Origin of the sequence: Methylobacterium sp. J-059 (assembly GCF_022829485.1) — a bacterium.
GTDB lineage: Bacteria > Pseudomonadota > Alphaproteobacteria > Rhizobiales > Beijerinckiaceae > Methylobacterium.
Window position 1 is genome coordinate 151,600 of sequence record NZ_JAKSYA010000109.1, and the last position, 19,486, is coordinate 171,085.

Annotated in this window: 13 protein-coding genes and 1 pseudogene; 6 read left to right on the forward strand and 8 right to left on the reverse strand. The window is 70.1% G+C overall.

Annotated elements, in window-relative coordinates; translation table 11 throughout:
• Nucleotides 1-1,049 precede the first annotated feature (1,049 nt).
• Together dnaE and MKK55_RS14345 are read left to right on the forward strand one after the other, a co-directional pair.
• Nucleotides 1,050-4,583 (forward strand): DNA polymerase III subunit alpha, encoded by a 3,534-nt coding sequence (gene dnaE / locus MKK55_RS14340; protein WP_243935443.1) that lies wholly within the window; start codon nucleotides 1,050-1,052, stop codon nucleotides 4,581-4,583.
• An 810-nt stretch (nucleotides 4,584-5,393) separates the two neighbouring features.
• Nucleotides 5,394-5,537, forward strand: a complete 144-nt coding sequence (locus tag MKK55_RS14345) for a hypothetical protein (protein ID WP_187274632.1) — start codon at nucleotides 5,394-5,396, stop codon at nucleotides 5,535-5,537.
• A gap of 40 nt (nucleotides 5,538-5,577) precedes the next feature.
• Here the strand turns inward: MKK55_RS14345 and MKK55_RS14350 are convergent, their stop codons facing one another.
• Entirely contained in the window at nucleotides 5,578-6,282 is a 705-nt protein-coding gene (locus MKK55_RS14350) for a gamma-glutamylcyclotransferase (protein WP_243935444.1), read from the reverse strand.
• 39 nt (nucleotides 6,283-6,321) lie between these two features.
• Nucleotides 6,322-6,747, reverse strand: a complete 426-nt coding sequence (locus MKK55_RS14355; protein ID WP_409566060.1) for a hypothetical protein — start codon at nucleotides 6,745-6,747, stop codon at nucleotides 6,322-6,324.
• 150 nt (nucleotides 6,748-6,897) lie between these two features.
• On the opposite strand from MKK55_RS14355, the gene recO reads away from it, so the two are divergent.
• A complete protein-coding gene (recO, locus tag MKK55_RS14360) occupies nucleotides 6,898-7,623 on the forward strand; it encodes a DNA repair protein RecO (RefSeq protein ID WP_243935472.1) in 726 nt (241 codons plus the stop codon).
• 45 nt (nucleotides 7,624-7,668) lie between these two features.
• Nucleotides 7,669-9,915, forward strand: a complete 2,247-nt coding sequence (gene parC, locus MKK55_RS14365; RefSeq protein ID WP_243935474.1) for a DNA topoisomerase IV subunit A — start codon at nucleotides 7,669-7,671, stop codon at nucleotides 9,913-9,915.
• A 141-nt stretch (nucleotides 9,916-10,056) separates the two neighbouring features.
• Here the strand turns inward: parC and ada are convergent, their stop codons facing one another.
• The 5 genes and pseudogenes from ada to mgtE all read right to left on the reverse strand — a co-directional run bounded on the left by ada (nucleotide 10,057) and on the right by mgtE (nucleotide 17,874).
• Nucleotides 10,057-11,133 (reverse strand): bifunctional DNA-binding transcriptional regulator/O6-methylguanine-DNA methyltransferase Ada, encoded by a 1,077-nt coding sequence (gene ada / locus MKK55_RS14370; RefSeq protein WP_243935600.1) that lies wholly within the window; start codon nucleotides 11,131-11,133, stop codon nucleotides 10,057-10,059.
• Between the two features lie 144 nt (nucleotides 11,134-11,277).
• A pseudogene (locus MKK55_RS14375) lies at nucleotides 11,278-12,097 on the reverse strand (DNA-3-methyladenine glycosylase family protein); the annotation flags it as partial.
• A gap of 68 nt (nucleotides 12,098-12,165) precedes the next feature.
• Nucleotides 12,166-15,942 (reverse strand): PAS domain S-box protein, encoded by a 3,777-nt coding sequence (locus tag MKK55_RS14380; protein ID WP_243935602.1) that lies wholly within the window; start codon nucleotides 15,940-15,942, stop codon nucleotides 12,166-12,168.
• 73 nt (nucleotides 15,943-16,015) lie between these two features.
• Entirely contained in the window at nucleotides 16,016-16,345 is a 330-nt protein-coding gene (locus tag MKK55_RS14385) for an Hpt domain-containing protein (protein WP_147727214.1), read from the reverse strand.
• 128 nt (nucleotides 16,346-16,473) lie between these two features.
• A complete protein-coding gene (gene mgtE, locus MKK55_RS14390) occupies nucleotides 16,474-17,874 on the reverse strand; it encodes a magnesium transporter (RefSeq protein ID WP_147727215.1) in 1,401 nt (466 codons plus the stop codon).
• Nucleotides 17,875-18,355: 481 nt separating this feature from the next.
• Between mgtE and pqqA (MKK55_RS14395) the strand changes: the two genes are divergently transcribed.
• A complete protein-coding gene (gene pqqA / locus MKK55_RS14395) occupies nucleotides 18,356-18,445 on the forward strand; it encodes a pyrroloquinoline quinone precursor peptide PqqA (protein ID WP_147727216.1) in 90 nt (29 codons plus the stop codon).
• A gap of 70 nt (nucleotides 18,446-18,515) precedes the next feature.
• Nucleotides 18,516-18,605, forward strand: coding sequence for a pyrroloquinoline quinone precursor peptide PqqA (gene pqqA / locus MKK55_RS14400; RefSeq protein WP_007559225.1), 90 nt, complete (start codon nucleotides 18,516-18,518; stop codon nucleotides 18,603-18,605).
• Between the two features lie 145 nt (nucleotides 18,606-18,750).
• On the opposite strand, the gene ldtR is transcribed toward pqqA (MKK55_RS14400), so the two are convergent.
• The gene (gene ldtR / locus MKK55_RS14405; RefSeq protein WP_147727217.1) at nucleotides 18,751-19,263 is read right to left on the reverse strand and encodes a transcriptional regulator LdtR; all 513 of its coding nucleotides are present in this window, start codon (nucleotides 19,261-19,263) and stop codon (nucleotides 18,751-18,753) included.
• Between the last annotated feature and the right edge of the window lie 223 nt (nucleotides 19,264-19,486).

Below are 19,486 nucleotides of genomic sequence, written 5' to 3' on the forward strand. Positions count from 1 at the left end.
CGGTCCGAGCGTACTCCCGCTTCGAATCGGGCCACAAGCCCCAACCCGGCCGGCCCTGACAGATCGGCGCCCCCGTCTCCGACCGCCCGGCGTACCGAAACCTTGAACCGACGTTCCACGGCGATCGGCGCTTCGACGGCGCGGCCGCTCCGTGCTGTCGAACGAAGGCTCCGTTTGGTACAGAGGCAAGCATTCGCTCGCTGTGACGCCGGAACTGTTGCAGATCGACGCTTGGAAAATCTATAGAAGACTTAACGTGCGTTAAGGCTCGCCCGTCCGATCGATGGCATTCACGGCGGGCCGGGACAGCGTTTCTCCTCCGGCGGCACCTTCGCCGGTCAACGTCCCCCGACCTCCCGGCGAAGGTGCTCTTCGTCGCGGCCGCGCGTCAGGCTTCCATGCCGCGAGGAGCCGCCGCGCCCCCAGAAAGCGGAGTGCCCGTCGTGTCCGAGCCGATCACAGCGCGCTCCCTCGTCGGTCGGGATCCCGCCGTGACGACGATCGTCTTCCTGGTGCTCCTCGTCGAGAGCGTCTTCCTGCTCGCCTGCCTCCTTTACCTGTAGGGCGCCGCGGGCGGAGCGGGGCGACGGACGCCATCCCCCGCCCGGCGTTCGCAGGACCATGCCCGAGGTCGGCGATCCCGCCCGAGGGGTCCGGCCGCGATGAAGCGCTTCGGGCTTCACGTTTCGTCAACCCTATCGCCAGGTCGCCGACGCTCGCGCTTTACATGGAACAAAACAGGAACAAAGTAGGGTCATCGAAACGGAGTGCCCGACATGCTCAAGCGGATGGTTCTGGTCGGCGTCGCGGAGTTCATGGCCTTCGGGCTGCTCGCGGTCGCGGTGGCGGGTTGGGCGGTAGCCTTGGCCCCGATCCGTTGAGGGATGCCTTCGGCGCGGGCGGCCGGACTGCCCGTGCACAGGATAATCGGTCGCAGGCCGCGCGTCCGAAACGCCACATCGGCGGTGGATATCGGCAATCGCGGCCTGCCGGCCATCGACTCCTGCGGCCGAAGGACGGATCTCTGGGGCACCCGCACAAGGACCGTCATGGCGCGCCAGCTCAAGGAGGTCGGATTCGTCCACCTCCACGTCCACTCGTCCTATTCCCTGCTCGAGGGCGCCCTCAAGGTGGGCGACATCGTCAAGTCGGCTCTGGCCGACCACCAGCCGGCGCTGGCGCTGACCGACACCAACAATCTGTTCGGCGCGCTCGAGTTTTCCGAGAAGGCCGCCGGCAGCGGCATCCAGCCGATCGCCGGGATGCAGCTCTCGGTGGCGTTCGAGGCCGTCGACCCGATGGCACGGGTGGCGCGGCCCGCCGGCAGCCTCGTCGTGCTGGCGCAGGACGAGACCGGCTACGGCAACCTGCTGCGGCTGGCGAGCCGCGCCTACTTCGACACCGGGCTCGGCGAGGCGCCCTGCGTGAGCGCCGCGGCGCTCGCCGAATCGTCGGCGGGCCTGATCGCGCTCACCGGCGGCTTCACCGGCCCGCTCGACGCGGCGCTGCGCGCCGGCCGCCCAGACCTCGCCGAGGCGCGGCTCGCCGCCCTGCGCACCACCTTCGGCGAGAGCCGGCTCTACGTCGAGCTCCAGCGCCACGGCCTCGACGACGAGGGCCGGATCGAGGCCGAGCTGCTGCGCATGGCCGACCGCGACGGCCTGTCGATCGCCGCCGCCAACGAGCCGTTCTTCGGCAAGGCGGGCGATTACGACGCCCACGACGCGCTGCTCGCGATCGCCGACGGGCGCGTCGTCTCCGACGACCGCCGCCGCAAGCTCACCGCGCGCCACGGCTTCAAGACCCGGGCCGAGATGGCCGAGCTGTTCGCCGACCTGCCGGACGCCCTGCAGGCGACGGTCGAGATCGCGATGCGCTGCGCGGTCCGCGTCCGCACCCGCAAGCCGATCCTGCCGAACTTTTCGCGGGTGGCGGCGGGCGGGACCGCGCCGATGCAGGACGCGCTCGCCGACGCAGCGCCCTCGGTGCCGGTGGAGGTCGCCGCCGACGAGCCGACCGAGCTGCGCCGCCAGGCCGAGGCCGGCCTCGCCCTGCGCCTGAGGCAGCACGGGCCGTGCGAGGGCTTCACCGAGCAGGCCTACCGCGACCGCCTGGCCTTCGAGCTCGACGTGATCGTCGGGATGAAGTTCCCGGGCTACTTCCTGATCGTCTCCGACTTCATCAAGTGGGCCAAGGACCACGACATCCCCGTCGGCCCGGGCCGCGGCTCGGGCGCGGGCTCGCTTGTCGCCTACGCGCTGCTGATCACCGACCTCGACCCGCTGCGCTTCGGCCTGCTGTTCGAGCGCTTCCTCAACCCCGAGCGCGTCTCGATGCCGGACTTCGACATCGACTTCTGCGTCGAGGGGCGCGAGCGCGTGATCCAGTACGTGCAGGAGCGCTACGGCCAAGAGCAGGTGGCGCAGATCATCACCTTCGGCACGCTGCAGGCGCGCGGGGTGCTGCGCGACGTCGGCCGCGTGCTCGAGATGCCCTACGGGCAGGTCGACAAGCTGACCAAGCTGGTGCCGCAGAACCCGGCCAATCCCGTGACCCTGGTCCAAGCGATCGAGGGCGAGCCGAAGCTGCAGCAGGCGATCGAGGAGGAGCCGATCGTGGCTCGCCTCATGGAGATCGCCAAGAAGCTCGAGGGCCTGCACCGGCACGCCTCGACCCACGCGGCCGGCGTGGTCATCGGCGACCGGCCGCTGGAGCAGCTGGTGCCGCTCTACCGCGACCCGAAGACTGGGATGCGGGTGACCCAGTTCAACATGAAGTGGGTCGAGGCCGCCGGCCTGGTGAAGTTCGACTTCCTCGGCCTCAAGACGCTGACGATGCTGAGGTGCTGCACGGACCTGCTCAAGCAGCGCGGCATCGAGATCGACCTCGCGGCGCTGCCGCTCGATCAGCCCGAGACCTACCAGCCGATGGGCCGGGGCGAGACGGTCGGCGTGTTCCAGGTGGAATCTGCCGGCATGCGCAAGGCGCTCTGCGAGATGCAGGCCGACCGCTTCGAGGACATCATCGCGCTCGTCGCCCTCTACCGGCCGGGCCCGATGGCCAACATCCCGGTCTATTGCGAGCGCAAGCTCGGTCGCGACGCCGGCAACGAGGCGGCGTGGTACCCGCATCCCAAGCTGGAGCCGGCGCTGAAGGAGACCTTTGGCATCATCGTCTACCAGGAGCAGGTGATGGAGATCGCCAAGCTCCTGGCCGGCTACTCGCTCGGCGAGGCCGACATGCTCCGGCGCGCCATGGGCAAGAAGATCCGCGCCGAGATGGACGCCCAGCGCGACCGCTTCGTGAAGGGCTGCGTCGAGCGCGGGCTGACCAAGCCGAAGGCCAACGAGATCTTCGACCTGTTGGCCAAGTTCGCTGATTACGGCTTCAACAAGAGCCACGCGGCGGCCTACGCCCTGCTGACCTACCAGACCGCCTACCTGAAGGCGAACCATCCGGTCGAGTTCCTCGCCGCCGCGATGAACCTCGACATGGACAACACCGACAAGCTCGCCGAATTCCGGCAGGACGCGCAGCGGCTCAAGATCGTCGTCGAACCGCCCTCGATCAACACCTCCGGCGTCACCTTCGAGGTCCATGTCGACGATAATGGCGTCGGGCGCATCCGCTACGCGCTCGCCGCGATCAAGGGCGTCGGGCGCGAGGCGGTGAAGTCGATCGTCGAGGCGCGCGGCGAGCGCCCGTTCAAGGATCTCGCCTGCCTCGCCCGCCGGCTCAACCCGCGCCACGTCAACAAGCGCACGCTCGAGAGCCTGGTCGCCGCCGGCGCGATGGACGACATCGAGCCGGACCGCGCCAAGGCCTGCGCCGCGGTCGAGCCGATGATGAAGCTGGCGCAGGGCGCGGCCGAAGCCGAGAGCGCCGGCATCGCCGACATGTTCGGCGGCGTCACCTCCACCGACGTGAGCTTGCGCATCCCGGCCTACGAGGGCTGGCCGATGGCCGAGAAGCTCAAGCGCGAGTACGACGCGATCGGCTTCTTCGTCTCGGGGCACCCGCTCGACGAGTATCAGGACCTGCTGGGCAAGCTCCGGGTGCAGAGCTGGGCCGAGTTCTGCCGCTCGGTTCGCGCCGGCACCTCGAACGTCGGCAAGGTCGCGGCCTCGGTGCTCGACCGTTCCGAGCGCCGCACCAAGACCGGCAACAAGCTCGGCATCGTCACGCTCTCGGACCAGACCGGGCATTTCGAGGCGATCATCTTCTCCGAAGGCCTCGGGCATTACCGCGAGATCCTGGAACCCGGCCAGCCGCTGGTTCTCCAGCTCCAGGCCAACCTCGAGGGCGAGGACGTGCGCGCCCGGATCCTCGCCGCCGAGCCGCTCGACGCGGCGGTGGCGCGTTACCAGAAGGGCATGCGGATCTACCTGCGCGACGAGGGCCCGATCGGCGCCGTGCAGCAGCGCCTCGCCATGCGCGGCGAGGGCGAGGTCTCGTTGATCCTGCTGCTGGACGGCGGCGAGCGCGAGGTCGAGATCAAGCTGCGCGACAAGTACCAAGCCACCCCGCAGATCGCCGGGATGCTGCGCGCCGTGCCGGGCGTGATCCAGGTGGAGGTGAACTGATCGTGAGGAGCCTGAGCCCGCCACCGGCCCAGTGTGGCGAGCACCTATAGAATCTGGATCCCAGAAAATTCGTATCAGGACCTCGCAAGGAGAGCCTTGAGACGATCACTTTGCATCTTTGAGCAAACAAGAAATGGTTTATTCAATTAGATGAGCTCCGCGGTCGATAAATATCGCTTGCGTCCAGCTTCCGACTAGCGAATTCGTCATGTAGCGATAGTGTTTCGTCTGCTCCTCCGGTGGAAGAAGGATGAAGCCAGCGATTTTGATTTCACCTTTTGTGAAATACCCACCGCAACTCGTGACATCATAAAGAACACCGAATTCCCGCGGGAGTTCGCCTCTGACCGGTTCGATGAGACGAACCCGCGCATACCGTTCCATGATGGATATCGTCCGGACCTGAAGTACCTCCACCTTGCCAACGAGAAATCGGGTCGGCCATTCAACGAAAGAACCGCGCGTCGGTATCGGGACATCGCACGCCGAAGCGCTTGCAACGGACGTGAGCAACACGACCAAGGCCGACCGGATCGATCTCGTAAGCATCGACTGGATCACTCCATGAAAGACGTTCATCTCATGCGACTGAATATAAATCCTGATTTAAAATTTATAAACAGTATACCTGCCATTGCAGCAACGTGATCGCAATACAACTGCACGAAGATGATTCGATAGGGGCCTCGTAACGTCCTCTTTACCATGCCGAGGGAAACGGGCATTCGGTCCGGTCGATGTGCGCCGACGCAACCTCCTCAAAACCGACCGATCCTACACAGCCTCGCTTAACCAAGCGGGACGGGGTCGATGCGGACGAAGGTGGTGCTGGCGCTGACGGTGGTCGTCTACCTGACGACGGGCCGGGCGCCGGGCTTGCGCGAGTTGCGCAACCCGGATGCGGAGCATGGCGGCGGCCGCGTCGTGACGGCGCTGAAGCGCGCCTGGGTCTGAGGCCGCATTGATGGAGGCGTCCGCTCTCGCCGCCGCGAGTCTATCCCGGTGCGCCGCCCGAGATTGGATGGCCGAGATCCAGGCGGGCGGCGACCAGGGCCTGTAGGTTCCAGAGGTGCCGGTCGCGGATGCCGAGCGCCTCGCAGGCCTCTACCGTGCGGAACAGGTACTCGGCGCTCGGCCCGAGATGCCCGCACGCAACCGCGATCCGGTCGGCGATCTCGGCCTCCGTCAGGCGACCGGAATAGCGGTCGCTCGCGCGGTTCACGAGAAAGGTCAGCGCCGAGACCGTGCCGGCCTCCGTCGCCACCGGCAGCCAGCGTGCGACGTAGCCGCGCCCGCGCATCTCGCGGCGCCAGACCGGCATCAGCGTCTCGCGCAGGTTGGTTCCGGCCAAGCGGAACGCGACGCCCCGGCACGAGCCGCCGCGGTCCAGCGCGAGCACGAAGCCGGGCCGCTCCGGCGTCCCGCGAAAGCGCCGTTGCAGCAGGCAGAAGCGCCGGTGGAAGCCGCGCACCGTGCCGATCCGGCTCTCGGCGAAGGCGAATTCCGGCCGCCACATCAGCGAGCCGTAGGCGAACACCCAGAGGTCGCCGGCGCCGCCGCGCTGCTCGATGATCGCGTCGAGGCCGGGCTTCAGCTCCTCGTCGGTCATCACCTGCAGCGCGCTCTCGTCGTCGGCGACGGGAACCGCGTGGGCGCGGGCGATCAGGTCGAGGGAGAGGGCGAGCGGCGTGTTTCGCATCGGTCCGGGGGAGCAAGGACGGGGCCGGAACAACCCGGATCAGCCCTCGATGGTGCCGGCCTTCGCATTGCCCAGGGTCTCCAGCTCCGGGAACGGCTCGGTGCGGTGGCCCTGGCAGACCTCGTCGTCGTCGATCGCCGTGAGCGCGTTCGCCGCCTTGTCCTCGCGGATCACGACCTTGGGTCGCTCGCCCTTGCCGAAGGTGCGACCCTTCATGTGGCTCGAGACGCAGTAGAGCGTGCGCCCGCCATCCTCGAACGGCCCGGCGATCCGGCTCGATTCGAACCGCACCGGCAGCAGCGAGATCGACCCGAACGCGACCTGCCGCAGGGCGAGGGCGGCGATGCGCTCGCGGACGGGTTTTGACGACGCCGGTGCGGCGGGGGAGGGCGCCTCGCCGCGCCCCATGCAACCGGTGAGGATCACGGTGATGGCGAGGATGGGCGCGGACCGTCGAAATGCCAGCCGCGTGGGACGCGCAGCGGGTCCCGAGATCGAATTCCGCACCAGCATCCAATCCCCGCAACCTCTCCCAATGCCCGAAGCTACCGCGGCTTTCAGTCCTAGGAAACACGCACCCTCACGCCGCACACCAAAAACGCCTATGTACGGCGGATGCAGTGGACCGATGACGCGCTCGTGCTCGGCGTGCGCAGGCAGGGCGAGACCGGCGTCGTCCTCGAGGCGATGACCCACGCGCACGGGCGTCATCTCGGCCTCGTCCATGGCGGCCGTTCGCGCCGGCTGCAGCCGGTGCTGCAGCCCGGGAACCTGGTCCGCGCGACCTGGCGCGCGCGGCTTGACGACGGCCTCGGCGCCTTCGCGGTCGAGCCGCTCGAATCGGCCCTGTCGCGGCTGATCGGCTCCGGCCTGGCGCTCTACGGCGTCGGCCACCTCGCCGCCCTCCTGCGCCTGCTGCCCGAGCGCGATCCGCATCCGGAGATGTTCGAAGCGGCCCGGGTCCTGATCGGCCACCTGCACGACCGCACGATCGCCCCGGTGCTGATGGTGCGGTTCGAGTTGGCGATCCTGGCCGAGCTCGGCTTCGGCCTCGATCTCGGCGCCTGCGCCGCCACCGGCGGGAACGACGCCCTGATCTACGTCTCGCCGAAGAGCGGGCGCGCGGTCAGCGCCTCGGCCGGGGAGCCCTACCGCGACCGCCTGCTGGCGCTGCCGGCCTTCCTGCGCGACGGCGGGCGGTTGGAGGGCCCGGACGACGTGCGGAATGGGTTTACCTTGACCGGCTACTTCCTCACCCAGCACATCTGGGGTCCGCGGGCGCTGCCCGTCCCCGAGGAACGCTCACGATTCGTCGCGGCCGGCCTGGATGCCGCGCCGTGATGTTCGTGTTATGTTCCACATGAAACATCTGAGAACGGAGCCGTGATGGGCCAGCCCTTCGAGCCGCCGACCGGGGACGGCATCGAGAGCGTCGAGCTGAAGTCCGCGCTGGAAGAGCGCTACCTCGCCTATGCGCTGTCCACGATCATGCACCGGGCGCTGCCCGATGCCCGCGACGGGCTCAAGCCGGTGCACCGCCGCATCCTCTACGGCATGCGGCTGCTTCGGCTCGATCCGAACACCGCGCACAAGAAGTGCGCCAAGATCGTCGGCGACGTGATGGGCGACTTCCACCCGCACGGCGATCAGGCGATCTACGACGCGCTGGTTCGGCTGAGCCAGGACTTCGCGCAGCGCTATCCGCTGGTCGACGGCCAGGGCAACTTCGGCAACATCGACGGCGACGGCCCGGCCGCCTACCGCTACACCGAGGCGCGGCTCACCGAGGTCGCGCGGCTGATCCTCGACGGGTTCGACGAGGACACGGTCGACTTCCGCCCGTCCTACAACGGCGAGAAGGACGAGCCCTCCGTCCTGCCGGCGGCGTTTCCGAACCTCCTCGCCAACGGCAGCCAGGGCATCGCGGTCGGCATGGCGACCTCGATCCCGCCGCACAACGCGGCCGAGCTCTGCGACGCGGCGCTCTACCTGATCGCCAACCCGCAGGCGACCTCGGCGCAGCTCGTCAGCTTCGTGCAGGGGCCGGACTTCCCCACCGGCGGCATCCTGATCGACTCGGCCGAATCGATCGCCGAAGCCTACCGCACCGGCCGCGGCGCCTTTCGCGTGCGCGCCCGCTGGACCAAGGAGGACCTCGGCCGCGGCACCTGGAACATCGTGGTCACCGAGATCCCCTACGGCATCCCGAAGGCGCGGCTGATCGAGAAGCTCGCCGAGCTGCTGCAGGAGAGGAAGCTGCCGCTGCTCGCCGACGTGCGCGACGAATCGGCCGAGGACGTGCGCGTCGTGCTGGAGCCGCGCTCGCGCAGCGTCGACCCGGTGATCCTGATGGAATCGCTGTTCCGGCTGACCGAGCTGGAAGCCCGGATCCCGCTCAACATGAACGTGCTGGTCGGCGGCCTCGTGCCCCGCGTCATCGGGCTCGCCGAGGCTTTGCGCGAATGGCTCGACCATCGCCGCGTCGTGCTGCAGCGGCGCTCGCGCAACCGGCTCGGGCAGATCGAGCGCCGGCTCGAGATCTTGAACGGCCTGCTCATCGTCTACCTCGACCTCGACGCGGTGATCCGCATCATCCGCGAGGAGGACGAGCCGAAGCCGGCGCTGATGGCGCATTTCGGGCTGACCGAGGTCCAGGCCAACGCGATCCTCGACACGCGGCTGCGCTCCCTGCGCAAGCTCGAGGAGATGGAGCTGAAGCGCGAGCTGGAGACCCTGACGCGCGAGAAGGACGGGCTCGAGGCGCTGCTCGGCTCGGATGCCGCGCAGTGGAAGGCGATCACCCAGCAGGTCCGCCAGGTGAAGAAGGCGTTCGGGCCCGACACCAAGCTCGGCGGCCGCCGCACGACGCTGCAGAACCCGCCCGACACTGCGGGCATCGATTTCACGGCCGCGATGGTCGAGCGCGAGCCGATCACCGTCATCGTCTCGGAGAAGGGCTGGATCCGCGCGCTGAAGGGCCACGTCGCCGACCTGTCGGGCGTCGCCTTCAAGGGCGACGACCAGATCAAGATCGCCTTCCCGAGCGAGACCACCGTCAAGATCCTGGTGCTGGCCTCGAACGGCAAGGTGTTCACGCTCGACGCCTCGAAGCTGCCGGGCGGCCGCGGCTTCGGCGATCCGATCCGGCTGATGGTCGACCTCGACGACGGCACCGAGATCGTCGCGGCGCTGCCCTATCGCCCCGAGACCCGCCTGCTGATCGCCGGCTCTGACGGGCGCGGCTTCCTCGCGCCGTCCGACGGGCTGGTTGCCAACACCCGCAAGGGCAAGGGCATCCTGGGCCTCGACGGGGACGCCAAGGCGGTGCTGCTGGTGCCGGCCGAGGGCGACCACGTCGCGGTGACGAGTTCCGACAAGCTGTTGCTGGTCTTCCCGATCACCGAGCTGACCGAGCTCGTGCGCGGCAAGGGCGTGCGCCTCCAGCGCTGCCGGCAATCGACCCTCGTCGACGCCTGCGTCTTCGCCCTGGCCGAGGGCCTGCCCTGGCGCGACGGCTCCCCCCAGCCGCGCCTCGCCAACGCGGGCGTGCTGGAGAAGTGGATGGGCCACCGCACCGATGCGGGCACGCTGATGACCCGGAGCTTCCCGAAGTTCGAGCGGTTCGGTCGGTAGAGAGGGCCTGGTTCTGGATCGCCGGAAGAGGGGGAGCGGCTTCTCCGAATCCGGCGCTCCCTCTCCCGACTCGCTTCGCGGGCCACCCTCCCCTCGAAAGGGGGAGGGAAGAGCTCGAACGCGATCGCGAGGCTTATCCGCTCACCGCACCACCCCCTCGCGTGTCAGCAATGCGCGCTTGCGCTCGATGCCCCAACGGTAGCCGGACAGGGCTCCGTCCGTCCGCACCACCCGGTGGCAGGGGATCGCGACGGCGAGGGCGTTGGCGCCGCAGGCGCGGGCGACGGCCCGCACCGCCGCCGGCGTGCCGAGGCTCCGGGCGATCTCGGCGTAGCTCGCGGTCGTCCCCGCCGGGATCCTGCGCAGGGCGTCCCAGACGCGCTGCTGGAAGGCCGTGCCGCCGATGTCGAGGGGGAGGTCCGCCGGGCGCCCCGGCGCTTCGACCAGGCCGACGACCTGCGCGACCAGCGCCTCGAACGCGGCGTCGCCGCCTGCGAGCGCCGCGTTCGGAAAGCGGTCCTCCAGGTCGCGCAGCAGCGCGTCCGGATCGTCGCCGAGCAGGATCGCGCAGACGCCGCGGGCGGTAGCCGCGACGAGGATCGCGCCGAGGCTGCACGGGCCGACCGCGAAGCGGATGGTCTCGCCGGTCCCACCCTTGCGGTAGGCGGCGGGCGCCATGCCGAGCCGCTCGCCGGCCCCGGCGTAGAAGCGGCTCGCCGCCCCGTAGCCCGCCTCGTAGACCGCGTGCGTGACGCTGCTGGCCCTCGGCAGGGTCTTCGCCATCCGTTCGGCCCGGCGGGCCTCGCCGTAGGCCTTCGGCGTCACGCCGGTCGTCGCTTTGAACACCCGATGGAAGTGGAACGGGCTCATCCCGGCCGCGCGGGCGAGAACAGCGAGCGCCGGCAGCGATTCGGCCTCGTCGATCAGGCGGCAGGCGCCGGCGATCGCCGCGGCGCGCCTCGCATCGGGCGACGCCTCGTTCGGCCGGCAGCGCCTGCACGGACGGAAGCCCGCATCCTCGGCTTCGGCGCAGGTGGCGTGGAACGCGACGTTCTCGGGACGCGCCGTGCGCGACGGGCAGCTCGGTCGGCAATACACGCCGGTGCTGCGGACCGAGTAGACGAAGCGGCCATCGTACGCCGCGTCGCGCGCCGACACGGCTTCGCGCCGCATGGCATCCGCTGAGAGATCGGGACGGGTGGCCTCGGTCGTCGGCATCGCAGCCTCATCGATGATCGGGGCCGGATGCGGCCCGCGCGGTCTCCCCGTCATGCGCTGCTCGCTCACGGGCCGCATCCCGTCCCTTGCTCTCGAATCCGGCGGGCATCCTGCGCGCGCACGGCGTCCTCCTCCATCCGCCGGCCGCGCCGCATCGGCCGCCCAGAGGTGCAACGCCGCGTAGGCGCGGTACGGGCGCCAGCCTTCGGCGCGCAGCAGCAGCTCCGCCGGGCTCGGGCGCCCGGCGCCGCCATCCAGGGCCCGCAGCAGGCCAACGTCCCCGGGCGGAAACGCGTCCGGCGCGCGCAACGCCCGCATCGCGATGTACTGCGCCGTCCAAGGCCCGATCCCGCGGATCGCGGTCAGGCGGGCGAAGGCGGTGGCGAGGTCCTGGTCGGGCGCGAACGGATCGGGCTCGGCGAGGCTCGCCGCCGCGAGCGCCCGGATCGCGGCGCCGCGCGCACGCGGCATCGTCAGGATCTGCGCGACGTCCGCCGCGGCCACCCGCTCGGCGGTCGGGAAGACATGGGTTAGGCCGGGTTCGGCGAGGGCCGGGAGGGGCGTTCTGAGCTCGGCGACGAGCCGCCCGGCGAGCCGGGTCGCGGCCGCCACAGAGACCTGCTGCCCGAGGATCGCGCGGACGCCGAGCTCGAACCCGTCCCAGGCCCCCGGCACCCGCAAGCCGGGCCGCGAGGCGACGAGGGGCGCGAGACGAAGGATCGGTCGCGAGATGCGCGCCGATCGCCGCCGGGTCGGCGTCGCAATCGAACAGGCGCCGGAGCCGGACCGCGATTCCGGGAAGCTCGGCCTCCGCCACGCCCGTCACGATCGCGACGAGCCCATCGCCGCCGGGCGTGATCGCGATCGATCCGGTTCGCCCTGCGACGGCGATGGTGCGCGCGTAACGATCCGGGCTCACCGCCTCGATCCCGGGGATCGCCCGGCCGGCGAGGAAGTCGCGCATCGCCGGCCAGTCGTAGGGCGGGCGGCAGGGCAGGGCGATCGACGCAGGCACCGCGGCCGCGATCCGGGTCAGCCGTTCACCGCCCGCCGCACCGGCGCGGCGTCGCGGCCCGGAAGCCAGCGCGCGATGGCGGCGTAGAGGACCGCGCGGTCGAACGGCTTGCCGACGTGGTCGTCCATGCCGGCCTCGCGGAACTGGCGCACCTCGGCCGGCAGCACGTTGGCGGTCATCGCGATCACCGGCACGTTCGCCGCCGGGCCTTTCAGGCGGCGGATCATCCGCGTCGCGGTGATGCCGTCCATGCCCGGCATCTGCACATCCATCAGCACGAGGTCGAACGCGCCGTCCTCCACCGCCATCACGGCGGCGGCGCCGTCGGCGACCACGTCGACGGTGTGGCCGGCGGCCTCCAGCACCAGCCGCGCCAGCTCCTGGTTGATCTCGACGTCCTCGACCAGGAGGATGTGCCCGGTGGCGTGCGACGCGACGACGGCCGGCACGGCGGTGGGTGCGTCGACGTCGACGCCGCGCGGCAGCGTCACCGTGAACCAGAAGGTCGAGCCCTCGCCGTCGTCGGAGGCGACGCCGATCGTCCCGCGCATCAGCTCGACGAGGCGCCGGCAGATCGCGAGGCCGAGGCCGGTCCCGCCGAAATCGCGGCTCACCGAATTGTCGACCTGCGAGAAGCGCTCGAACAGCCGGTGCTGCTTGGCCTGCGGGATGCCGATGCCGGTATCGCTGACGCTGAAACGGATGGTCTCGCCGGCGGGCGTGGTGCCGGCATGGCGCACCGCGAGGGTGACGCTGCCGCGCCGGGTGAACTTCACCGCGTTGTTCAGGAGGTTGAGCAGGATCTGGCGCAGCCGGGCCTCGTCGCCGACGAGGCTGGGCGGCAGGTCCGGGTCGATCCGGCCGATCACGGTGAGACCCTTCGCGGAGGCGAGCCCGCGCACGATCGACAGGCCGTTGTCGGCCAGCGCCGCCGGCGCGAAGGCGCGCTGCTCGAGATCGATCGCCCCGGCCTCGACCTTCGAGAAGTCGAGGATGTCGTTGACCACGGTGAGCAGGGCGGAACCCGACGAGCGCGCCAGCTCGGCGTGGCGCTGCAGGTCGGGCGCCAGCCGCTCGGAGCGCGCCAGCAGGTCGGTGAAGCCGATCACCGCGTTCAGCGGCGTGCGGATCTCGTGGGACATCGCGGCGAGGAAGTCGGTCTTGGCGAGGCTCGCGCGCTCGGCTTCCAGGCGCGCGGCCTCCGCGGCGGTCTTGGCCGCCTGCAGCGCGAGCTCGGCCTGCTTGCGATCGGTCGCGTCGAGGTTCAGGCCGATCACCCGCACGGGCCGCCCGGCGGGATCGTAGTACGCACGGCCGATGCTCTGCAGCCAGCGCTCGACGCCGTCGCCGCCCGTGATCCTGAACTCCATCACGAAGCTGCGGCGCGAGGCGATCGCCTCGGCGGCGTCCGCCAGGGCGCGCTCCCGGTCCTCGGGCATCACCAGGGCCTTCCACGCCTCGATCGGCATGCGCAGGGGTTCGGTGCTCGACAGCCCGTGCAGCCGCGCGCTCTCAGGCGAGAGCAGGACGGAACCGGCGACGAGGTCGAGGTCCCAGGAGCCCGCCTCGGCCGCGTCCTGGGCGAGGCGCAGCAGGTCGCTGGTCTCCTCCAGGGCCCGGCGCGCGGCGATGATGTCGTCGATGTCGAGGGCGGTGCCGAGCCAGCCGACGATGGCGCCCGCCTCGCGGATCGGCATCATCACGATCTTGTGCCAGCGATAGGTGCCGTCGTGCCGGCGCAGCCGGCCTTCGATCTCGTGCCCGCGCCCGTCGCGCACGGCCGCCGCCCGGGCCGCCTCCATGCGCCCGGCATCGTCCGGGTGGTTGGCCGCGAGCCTTTCGGCAAGGCCGGTCCCGATCGGCCCGTAATAGGCCTCGAAGCGCTGGTTGACGTAGGCCGCGAGGCCATCCTCGGCCCGCACGATCCAGACGAGCTGCGGCAGCGTGTCGGCGAGCGCCCGGTAGCGCGCCTCGCTCGACCGCAAGGCGTCCTCCGCCTGATGGCGCGCATCGACGTCGCGGACCGAGGCGACGAAGCCGGCGGGTCGGCCGGCGGCGTCCCGCACCAGGCGCCACGAGCCCTCGACCCAGATGTAGGAGCGGTCGCCCCGGCGCAGGCGATAAGTCGCCACCGCGGTCTCGGCCTCGCCTCCCGAGAGGCGGGCGATCATCGCCGAGAGCGCGCCTGCGTCGTCGGGATGGGCCTCGTCCTCCGGCCGCGTCCCGACGAGGTCCAGCGGCGCTAGGCCCAGCAGCGCGTGCGAGGCCGGCGAGGCGTAGATCCGCCGCCCGTCGAGGCCGACCTGGACGATCATGTCGCTGGCGTTGTCGGCGAGCAGGCGGTAGCGCGCCTCGCTCAGCGCGATCGCCTCCTCGGCCCGGCGCAGATGGGTGATGTCGCGCACGCTGATGAAGACGCGCGCCACGCGGCGGCCGCCGGCCTCGCGCAGGGGCACCAGGATCACCTCGAAGCGGTGGGTCCCGTCGCCGCCGACCCGCTCCTCCTGGCGCCGCGCCGGCTCGCCGGAGCGGATCACGCCCTCGATGTCGGCCCGCACGATCGCGGCCATGTCGGGCGGCATCACCTCTTCCGGGGTCTTGCCGCGGACGGCCTCCTGCGAGTGCCCGATCAGCGCGGCGGCGCTCGGGTTGAGGGTCTCGAGGGCGAAACTGCCATCCGCCGCGACGGCGTGGACGAAGAGGTGGTCGGTGGCGTTCTCGAACACGCCGCGGAACAGCGTCTCGGCCTCGCCGAGGGCCCGGTGGGTCTCGACCAGCAGCGCCTCGCGCCGCCGCCGGCGCTCGAGCTCGCGCAGCAGCACCAGGCATCCGAGCAGGATGACCGCGCTCGCGACCGCGCCGACCGCCAGCGCGTTGCGCCGCTCCGCGACGAGCGGCGCGAGCACGACCTCCACCGACTTGCCGACCGTGACGACGAGCGGAAGGTTCTCCGTGGCGCGATATCCGAAGATGCGCGCGCGCCCGTCGAGGCCGCTCTCGACCGCGTAGGTTCCCGCCGGCGCCTCGGACAGGCGCGCGAACAGGCCCTGACCGTCGAGCCGCCGGGACAGGTCGCGCTCGTACATTCCCGGCATCGCCGGCTCGCGGATGCGGACGTAGCCGTCGCGGCCGAACAGCCCGACGACTGCGTCGGCGCCGACGTCGAGCGCCTTGAAGCGCCGGGCGAGGTAGTCCGGGTCGACGGCCACCATGAGGACGCCGCCGAAGCTGCCGTCCGGGCGCGTCAGCCGGCGCGCGAGGTTGAAGGTGAAGGTATCCATTAGCCGGCCGCGGATGGTGCGCCCGACATAGAGGCCGGCTTCGGGATTGTCGGCCAGCGACCGGAAGTAGGGCCTGTCCGCGACGTTGGTCCTGCTGAGGGCGGAGGGCACGGCGTCGCGCGTGGCGACGAGGTCGCCGTTCGCGTCGAAGATCGCGATCTGGCGCGCGCTCTCGGCCAGCATCGTGGCGCGCTTCGACCAGCGGGCGAAATCGAAGGTCTCGGGATCGTCGGCGTAGTCGGCCTCGATCAAGCGCATCACCTGGTCGACGCCCTCGATCAGGCGCGAGACCTGCTCGGCCAGCGCGATCGACAGGTTCAGCACGTCGCGCCGCGCCTGGAGCATTTCGCCCTCGCGGCGCTGCTCAAGATGGAACAGCAGGCCGAGCCAAACGAGCGCGAGGAAGACGAGGCCCCCCGTCGCCACGAGCGCTTGCGGCAGCCGGCCGGCGAGGCGATTCGGCACGAGGCCGACCCTCCGTCGTTCCGGCATCTGCGTCGTCGCCACCATCATCCCGCTCACCCAGAACCCGTTCCGCGCGACCGTGGCATGCCGATCGTCACGAAACTGAATACGCGGCGCAGCGTCAGGACGTTTGCGCGACGTCTTCCAGCGCGCGCACGGTCTCGTCGCGCAGGTCGCGGATCTCGGCGAGCGCGGGCGCCAGGTCGGCGCCGTCCTTCGCCTCCGCTTCGAGAGCCCGGCAGGCCGTGGACAGCCGCTCGCAGCCGAGCATGCCCGACATCGAGATCAGGGTGTGCGCCTCCCGCGCGATCTCGCCCGGCGGGCGGCTTCCGGCCGGGAACGCGGTGCGCAGGCTGTCCGTGAACCGGACGATCAGGCGCCGGAGCTTCTCGGCGCCGATCACGCCGCCGAGGTCGTCGAGGACCGGGCGGCTCAGCAGGGGCAGGGTCACGGTCGCGCTCCGAAGTCACGTCTTGCCGGCGGCGCCTTCGTGGACGACGCCTGCATCGTCCGCCCTACGTCGGCCCGGACTGCGAAGTTTCCGTTGCCGACCGGTCGGCAACGGCAGCGGACGCGGCGCTAGAGCAGCGTGCCGCGCAGGATCAGCAACGCCACCGAGAAGTAGATGACGAGGCCGGTCACGTCGACGAGCGTCGCCACGAAGGGCGCCGAGGCGGTCGCCGGGTCGAAGCCGAGCCGTTGCAGCAGGAACGGCAGCATCGAGCCCGACAGCGACCCGAAGGTGACGATGCCGACGAGCGCGCCGCCGACGGTCGCCGCCACCAGCGGCCAGTGCTCGCCGTAATCGTACAGGCCGGTCTTCTGCCAGATCGCGATCCGCACCACGGCGATCACCCCGAGGATGCCGCCGAGCACGAGGCCGGTGGGCAGCTCGCGCAGGGCCACCCGCCACCAGTCGCGCAGGCGGATCTGGTGCAGCGCCAGCGCGCGGATCAGCAGCGAGGTCGCCTGGCTGCCGGAATTGCCGCCCGAGCTCATGATCAGCGGGATGAACAGCGTCAGGACGATCGCCTTCTCGAGCTCGCCCTCAAATCCCTGCATCGCCGAGGCGGTCAGCATCTCGGAGAGGAACAGCGCGCAGAGCCAGCCGGCGCGCTTCCGGATCATCGTCATGAAGCCGATGTCCATGTAGGGCTCGGGCAGCGCCTCCATGCCGCCGAAGCGCTGCACGTCCTGGGTCTGCTTCTCGACCATCGCGTCGATCATGTCGTCGACGGTGACGATGCCGATCAGGTGGCCGACCGCGTCGACCACCGGCAGGGCGAGCAGGTCGTATTTCGAGATCAGCCGGGCGGCCTCCTCGCGGCTCGCCGTCGGCGACACCGCGAGCGGGCGGCGGCCGGCGGCGACCGAGAGCACGTTGTCCTCGGGGTTGCCCGAGATCAGCCGGCGCAGCGGCACCGCCTTGGTCAGCGCGCGGGTGCGCGGGTCGAGCACGAAGATCGCATAGATCGTCTCGCGGGTCTTCTCGACGCGGCGGATGTGGTCGAGGGTCTGCGCCACGGTCCAGGTGCCGGGCACGGTGACGAACTCGGTGGTCATCAGCGAGCCGACGGTCTCCTCGCCGTAGGCGCTGAGGCGGTCGACCGCGCCGCGGGTCTCGGCGTCGAGGCGGGCGCGCAGGTCCGAGCGGCCGGGCTCCTCAATCTCGCGGAACACGTCGGTGACGCGGTCGGCCGACATGCCCGACAGGTAGGTGGCGACGCGGTCGCGCGGCAGCATCTCGATGATGTCGGCGGCGTCGTCGAGCTCGGGCTGGTCGAGCACCTCGATCGCGCGATCGTGCGGCAGGCCGAGCAGGATCGCGGCGGCGACCTCCGGCGCCTCGGCGTTCAGCGCCTCGACGATGTCGGGCGCACGCTCGTCGGAGAGGCGCGCAGCCAGGACGGAGGGGTCGACGCGCGGATCGATCGGCACGACCGCGTCGAGGACCGGCAGGGGGGGGACCTGTTCAACCATGGGCCTCGCCTCGCGGGCCCGGCGGCGCGCCGTACGGCACCGGCCGCGACCGGCTGCGCGGCGGAGCCCGGCGCGAGCCCTTCAGGGGCTCAGGCGGGATCGCGGCGTGCGGCCGGCCACGGCTCGGACGATCGGTCTGGCGTGTCGCTGGGCATCGAATCTTCGTGGGAATGGCGTGCGCGGATGCCGACGGCCGTATCCGCGCGCGGCAGCCTGTGCGCCCGGCGGTGCGACGCGTCAAGCCGAAAGCGCGTCCCTCGGAAAGGGCGTGGCGGCAGGGGGCGGAATGGGGTTGGCGATTTGGCGCCACCGACACCATCTACCTGATCTGAAAGCCGAATTCTGCGTTTTGGAGATGAATGCCGGGGCGACCGAGCGCTCTCTCGGGAATCCTATGAGAAATATAAGTGTAGCGCCCGCTTGTATTGCGCCCAAGGTATCGCCTATCTTCCGGTCATCGAAGTTCACGAGGAGAAACGCCATGGCCTGGTCCGCCCCCATCGTTCAGGAAGTCTGCGTCGGCATGGAAGTGACGAGCTACGAGTCCGCCGAGATCGACACCTTCAACTGAGCCGATGACCGGCTCGCGAGCGAGCCGGCAAGACGTCCCTTTCGCCCGCATCCCATTCAGGAGAATTCACATGGCTTGGTCCGCCCCCGTCGTTTCCGAGATCTGCGTCGGCATGGAAGTCACCAGCTACGAGTCGGCCGAGATCGACACCTTCAACTGAGCTTTCGATCGGCCGCCGATGCGGCCGGTCTCGTGAGCGCCGCTCCCTCGGGGGCGGCGTTTTGCGTTGGTGCCGGGCGTGAAACAACGAAGCCGGCCGTCCCTCGCGGGCGGCCGGCTTCGTTGTGTTCGGCGTGACCGAGGTCTCAGAGACGGTAGCGGATCTGGTCGGTCCAGAACCGCTCCAGGCGGCTGAGGGCGGTGTTGAGCCGGCCGAAATCGTCGTCGGAGATGCCGCCGATCGGCTGGATGGTGCGGGCGTGCTTGTCGTAGAGGCCCTGGATGATGTCGTGGACCATCCGGCCCTTGTCGGTGAGGCTGATGCGCACCGAGCGGCGGTCGGTCTTCGAGCGGGCGTGGTGCAGGTAGCCGGCCTCGACCAGCTTCTTGACGTTGTAGGAGACGTTGGAGCCGAGGTAGTAGCCCTTGGTCCGCAGCTCGCTGGCGGTGAGTTCCTTGTCGCCGATGTTGTAGAGCAGCAGCGCCTGAACGCTGTTGACGTCCTCGCGGCCGCGGCGCTCGAACTCGTCCTTGATCACGTCAAGCAGGCGGCGGTGCAAGCGCTCGACGAGGTGCAGGGCTTCGAGATACGAGCCGGCGACGGCTCCGGTCTCGGGAGCGGTGTTGGTATCCGAGATCTTGACAGCCTGGGACTTCATCTTGTGCCTCGCCCGAATTGTTCTGCCGGAGCCTTCTGCCGTCCGGCACCGCTCATGGGGTGAAACTAGGCGGCGGAGATGAAAACCGCTCTAAGAGACAGGATGAATTCGCGATTTACTTCTGTCGGTAAATGCAAAGTGAAGTGATTCGTATAACCACTCGTTTACCGCGCTTCCTGTGCCGCGAGCCAAGAAAAAACGAAGTAGAAGATCACGATACTGG

Excerpts from the sequence above, each read along its gene's own strand:
- dnaE (WP_243935443.1), top strand. The coding sequence starts at position 1,050 with ATGGCGCGCCAGCTCAAGGAGGTCGGATTCGTCCACCTCCACGTCCAC.
- MKK55_RS14345 (WP_187274632.1), top strand. The coding sequence starts at position 5,394 with ATGCGGACGAAGGTGGTGCTGGCGCTGACGGTGGTCGTCTACCTGACG.
- MKK55_RS14350 (WP_243935444.1), bottom strand. The coding sequence starts at position 6,282 with ATGCGAAACACGCCGCTCGCCCTCTCCCTCGACCTGATCGCCCGCGCC.
- recO (WP_243935472.1), top strand. The coding sequence starts at position 6,898 with ATGCAGTGGACCGATGACGCGCTCGTGCTCGGCGTGCGCAGGCAGGGC.
- parC (WP_243935474.1), top strand. The coding sequence starts at position 7,669 with ATGGGCCAGCCCTTCGAGCCGCCGACCGGGGACGGCATCGAGAGCGTC.
- ada (WP_243935600.1), bottom strand. The coding sequence starts at position 11,133 with ATGCCGACGACCGAGGCCACCCGTCCCGATCTCTCAGCGGATGCCATG.
- MKK55_RS14380 (WP_243935602.1), bottom strand. The coding sequence starts at position 15,942 with ATGATGGTGGCGACGACGCAGATGCCGGAACGACGGAGGGTCGGCCTC.
- mgtE (WP_147727215.1), bottom strand. The coding sequence starts at position 17,874 with ATGGTTGAACAGGTCCCCCCCCTGCCGGTCCTCGACGCGGTCGTGCCG.
- pqqA (WP_147727216.1), top strand. The coding sequence starts at position 18,356 with ATGGCCTGGTCCGCCCCCATCGTTCAGGAAGTCTGCGTCGGCATGGAA.
- pqqA (WP_007559225.1), top strand. The coding sequence starts at position 18,516 with ATGGCTTGGTCCGCCCCCGTCGTTTCCGAGATCTGCGTCGGCATGGAA.
- ldtR (WP_147727217.1), bottom strand. The coding sequence starts at position 19,263 with ATGAAGTCCCAGGCTGTCAAGATCTCGGATACCAACACCGCTCCCGAG.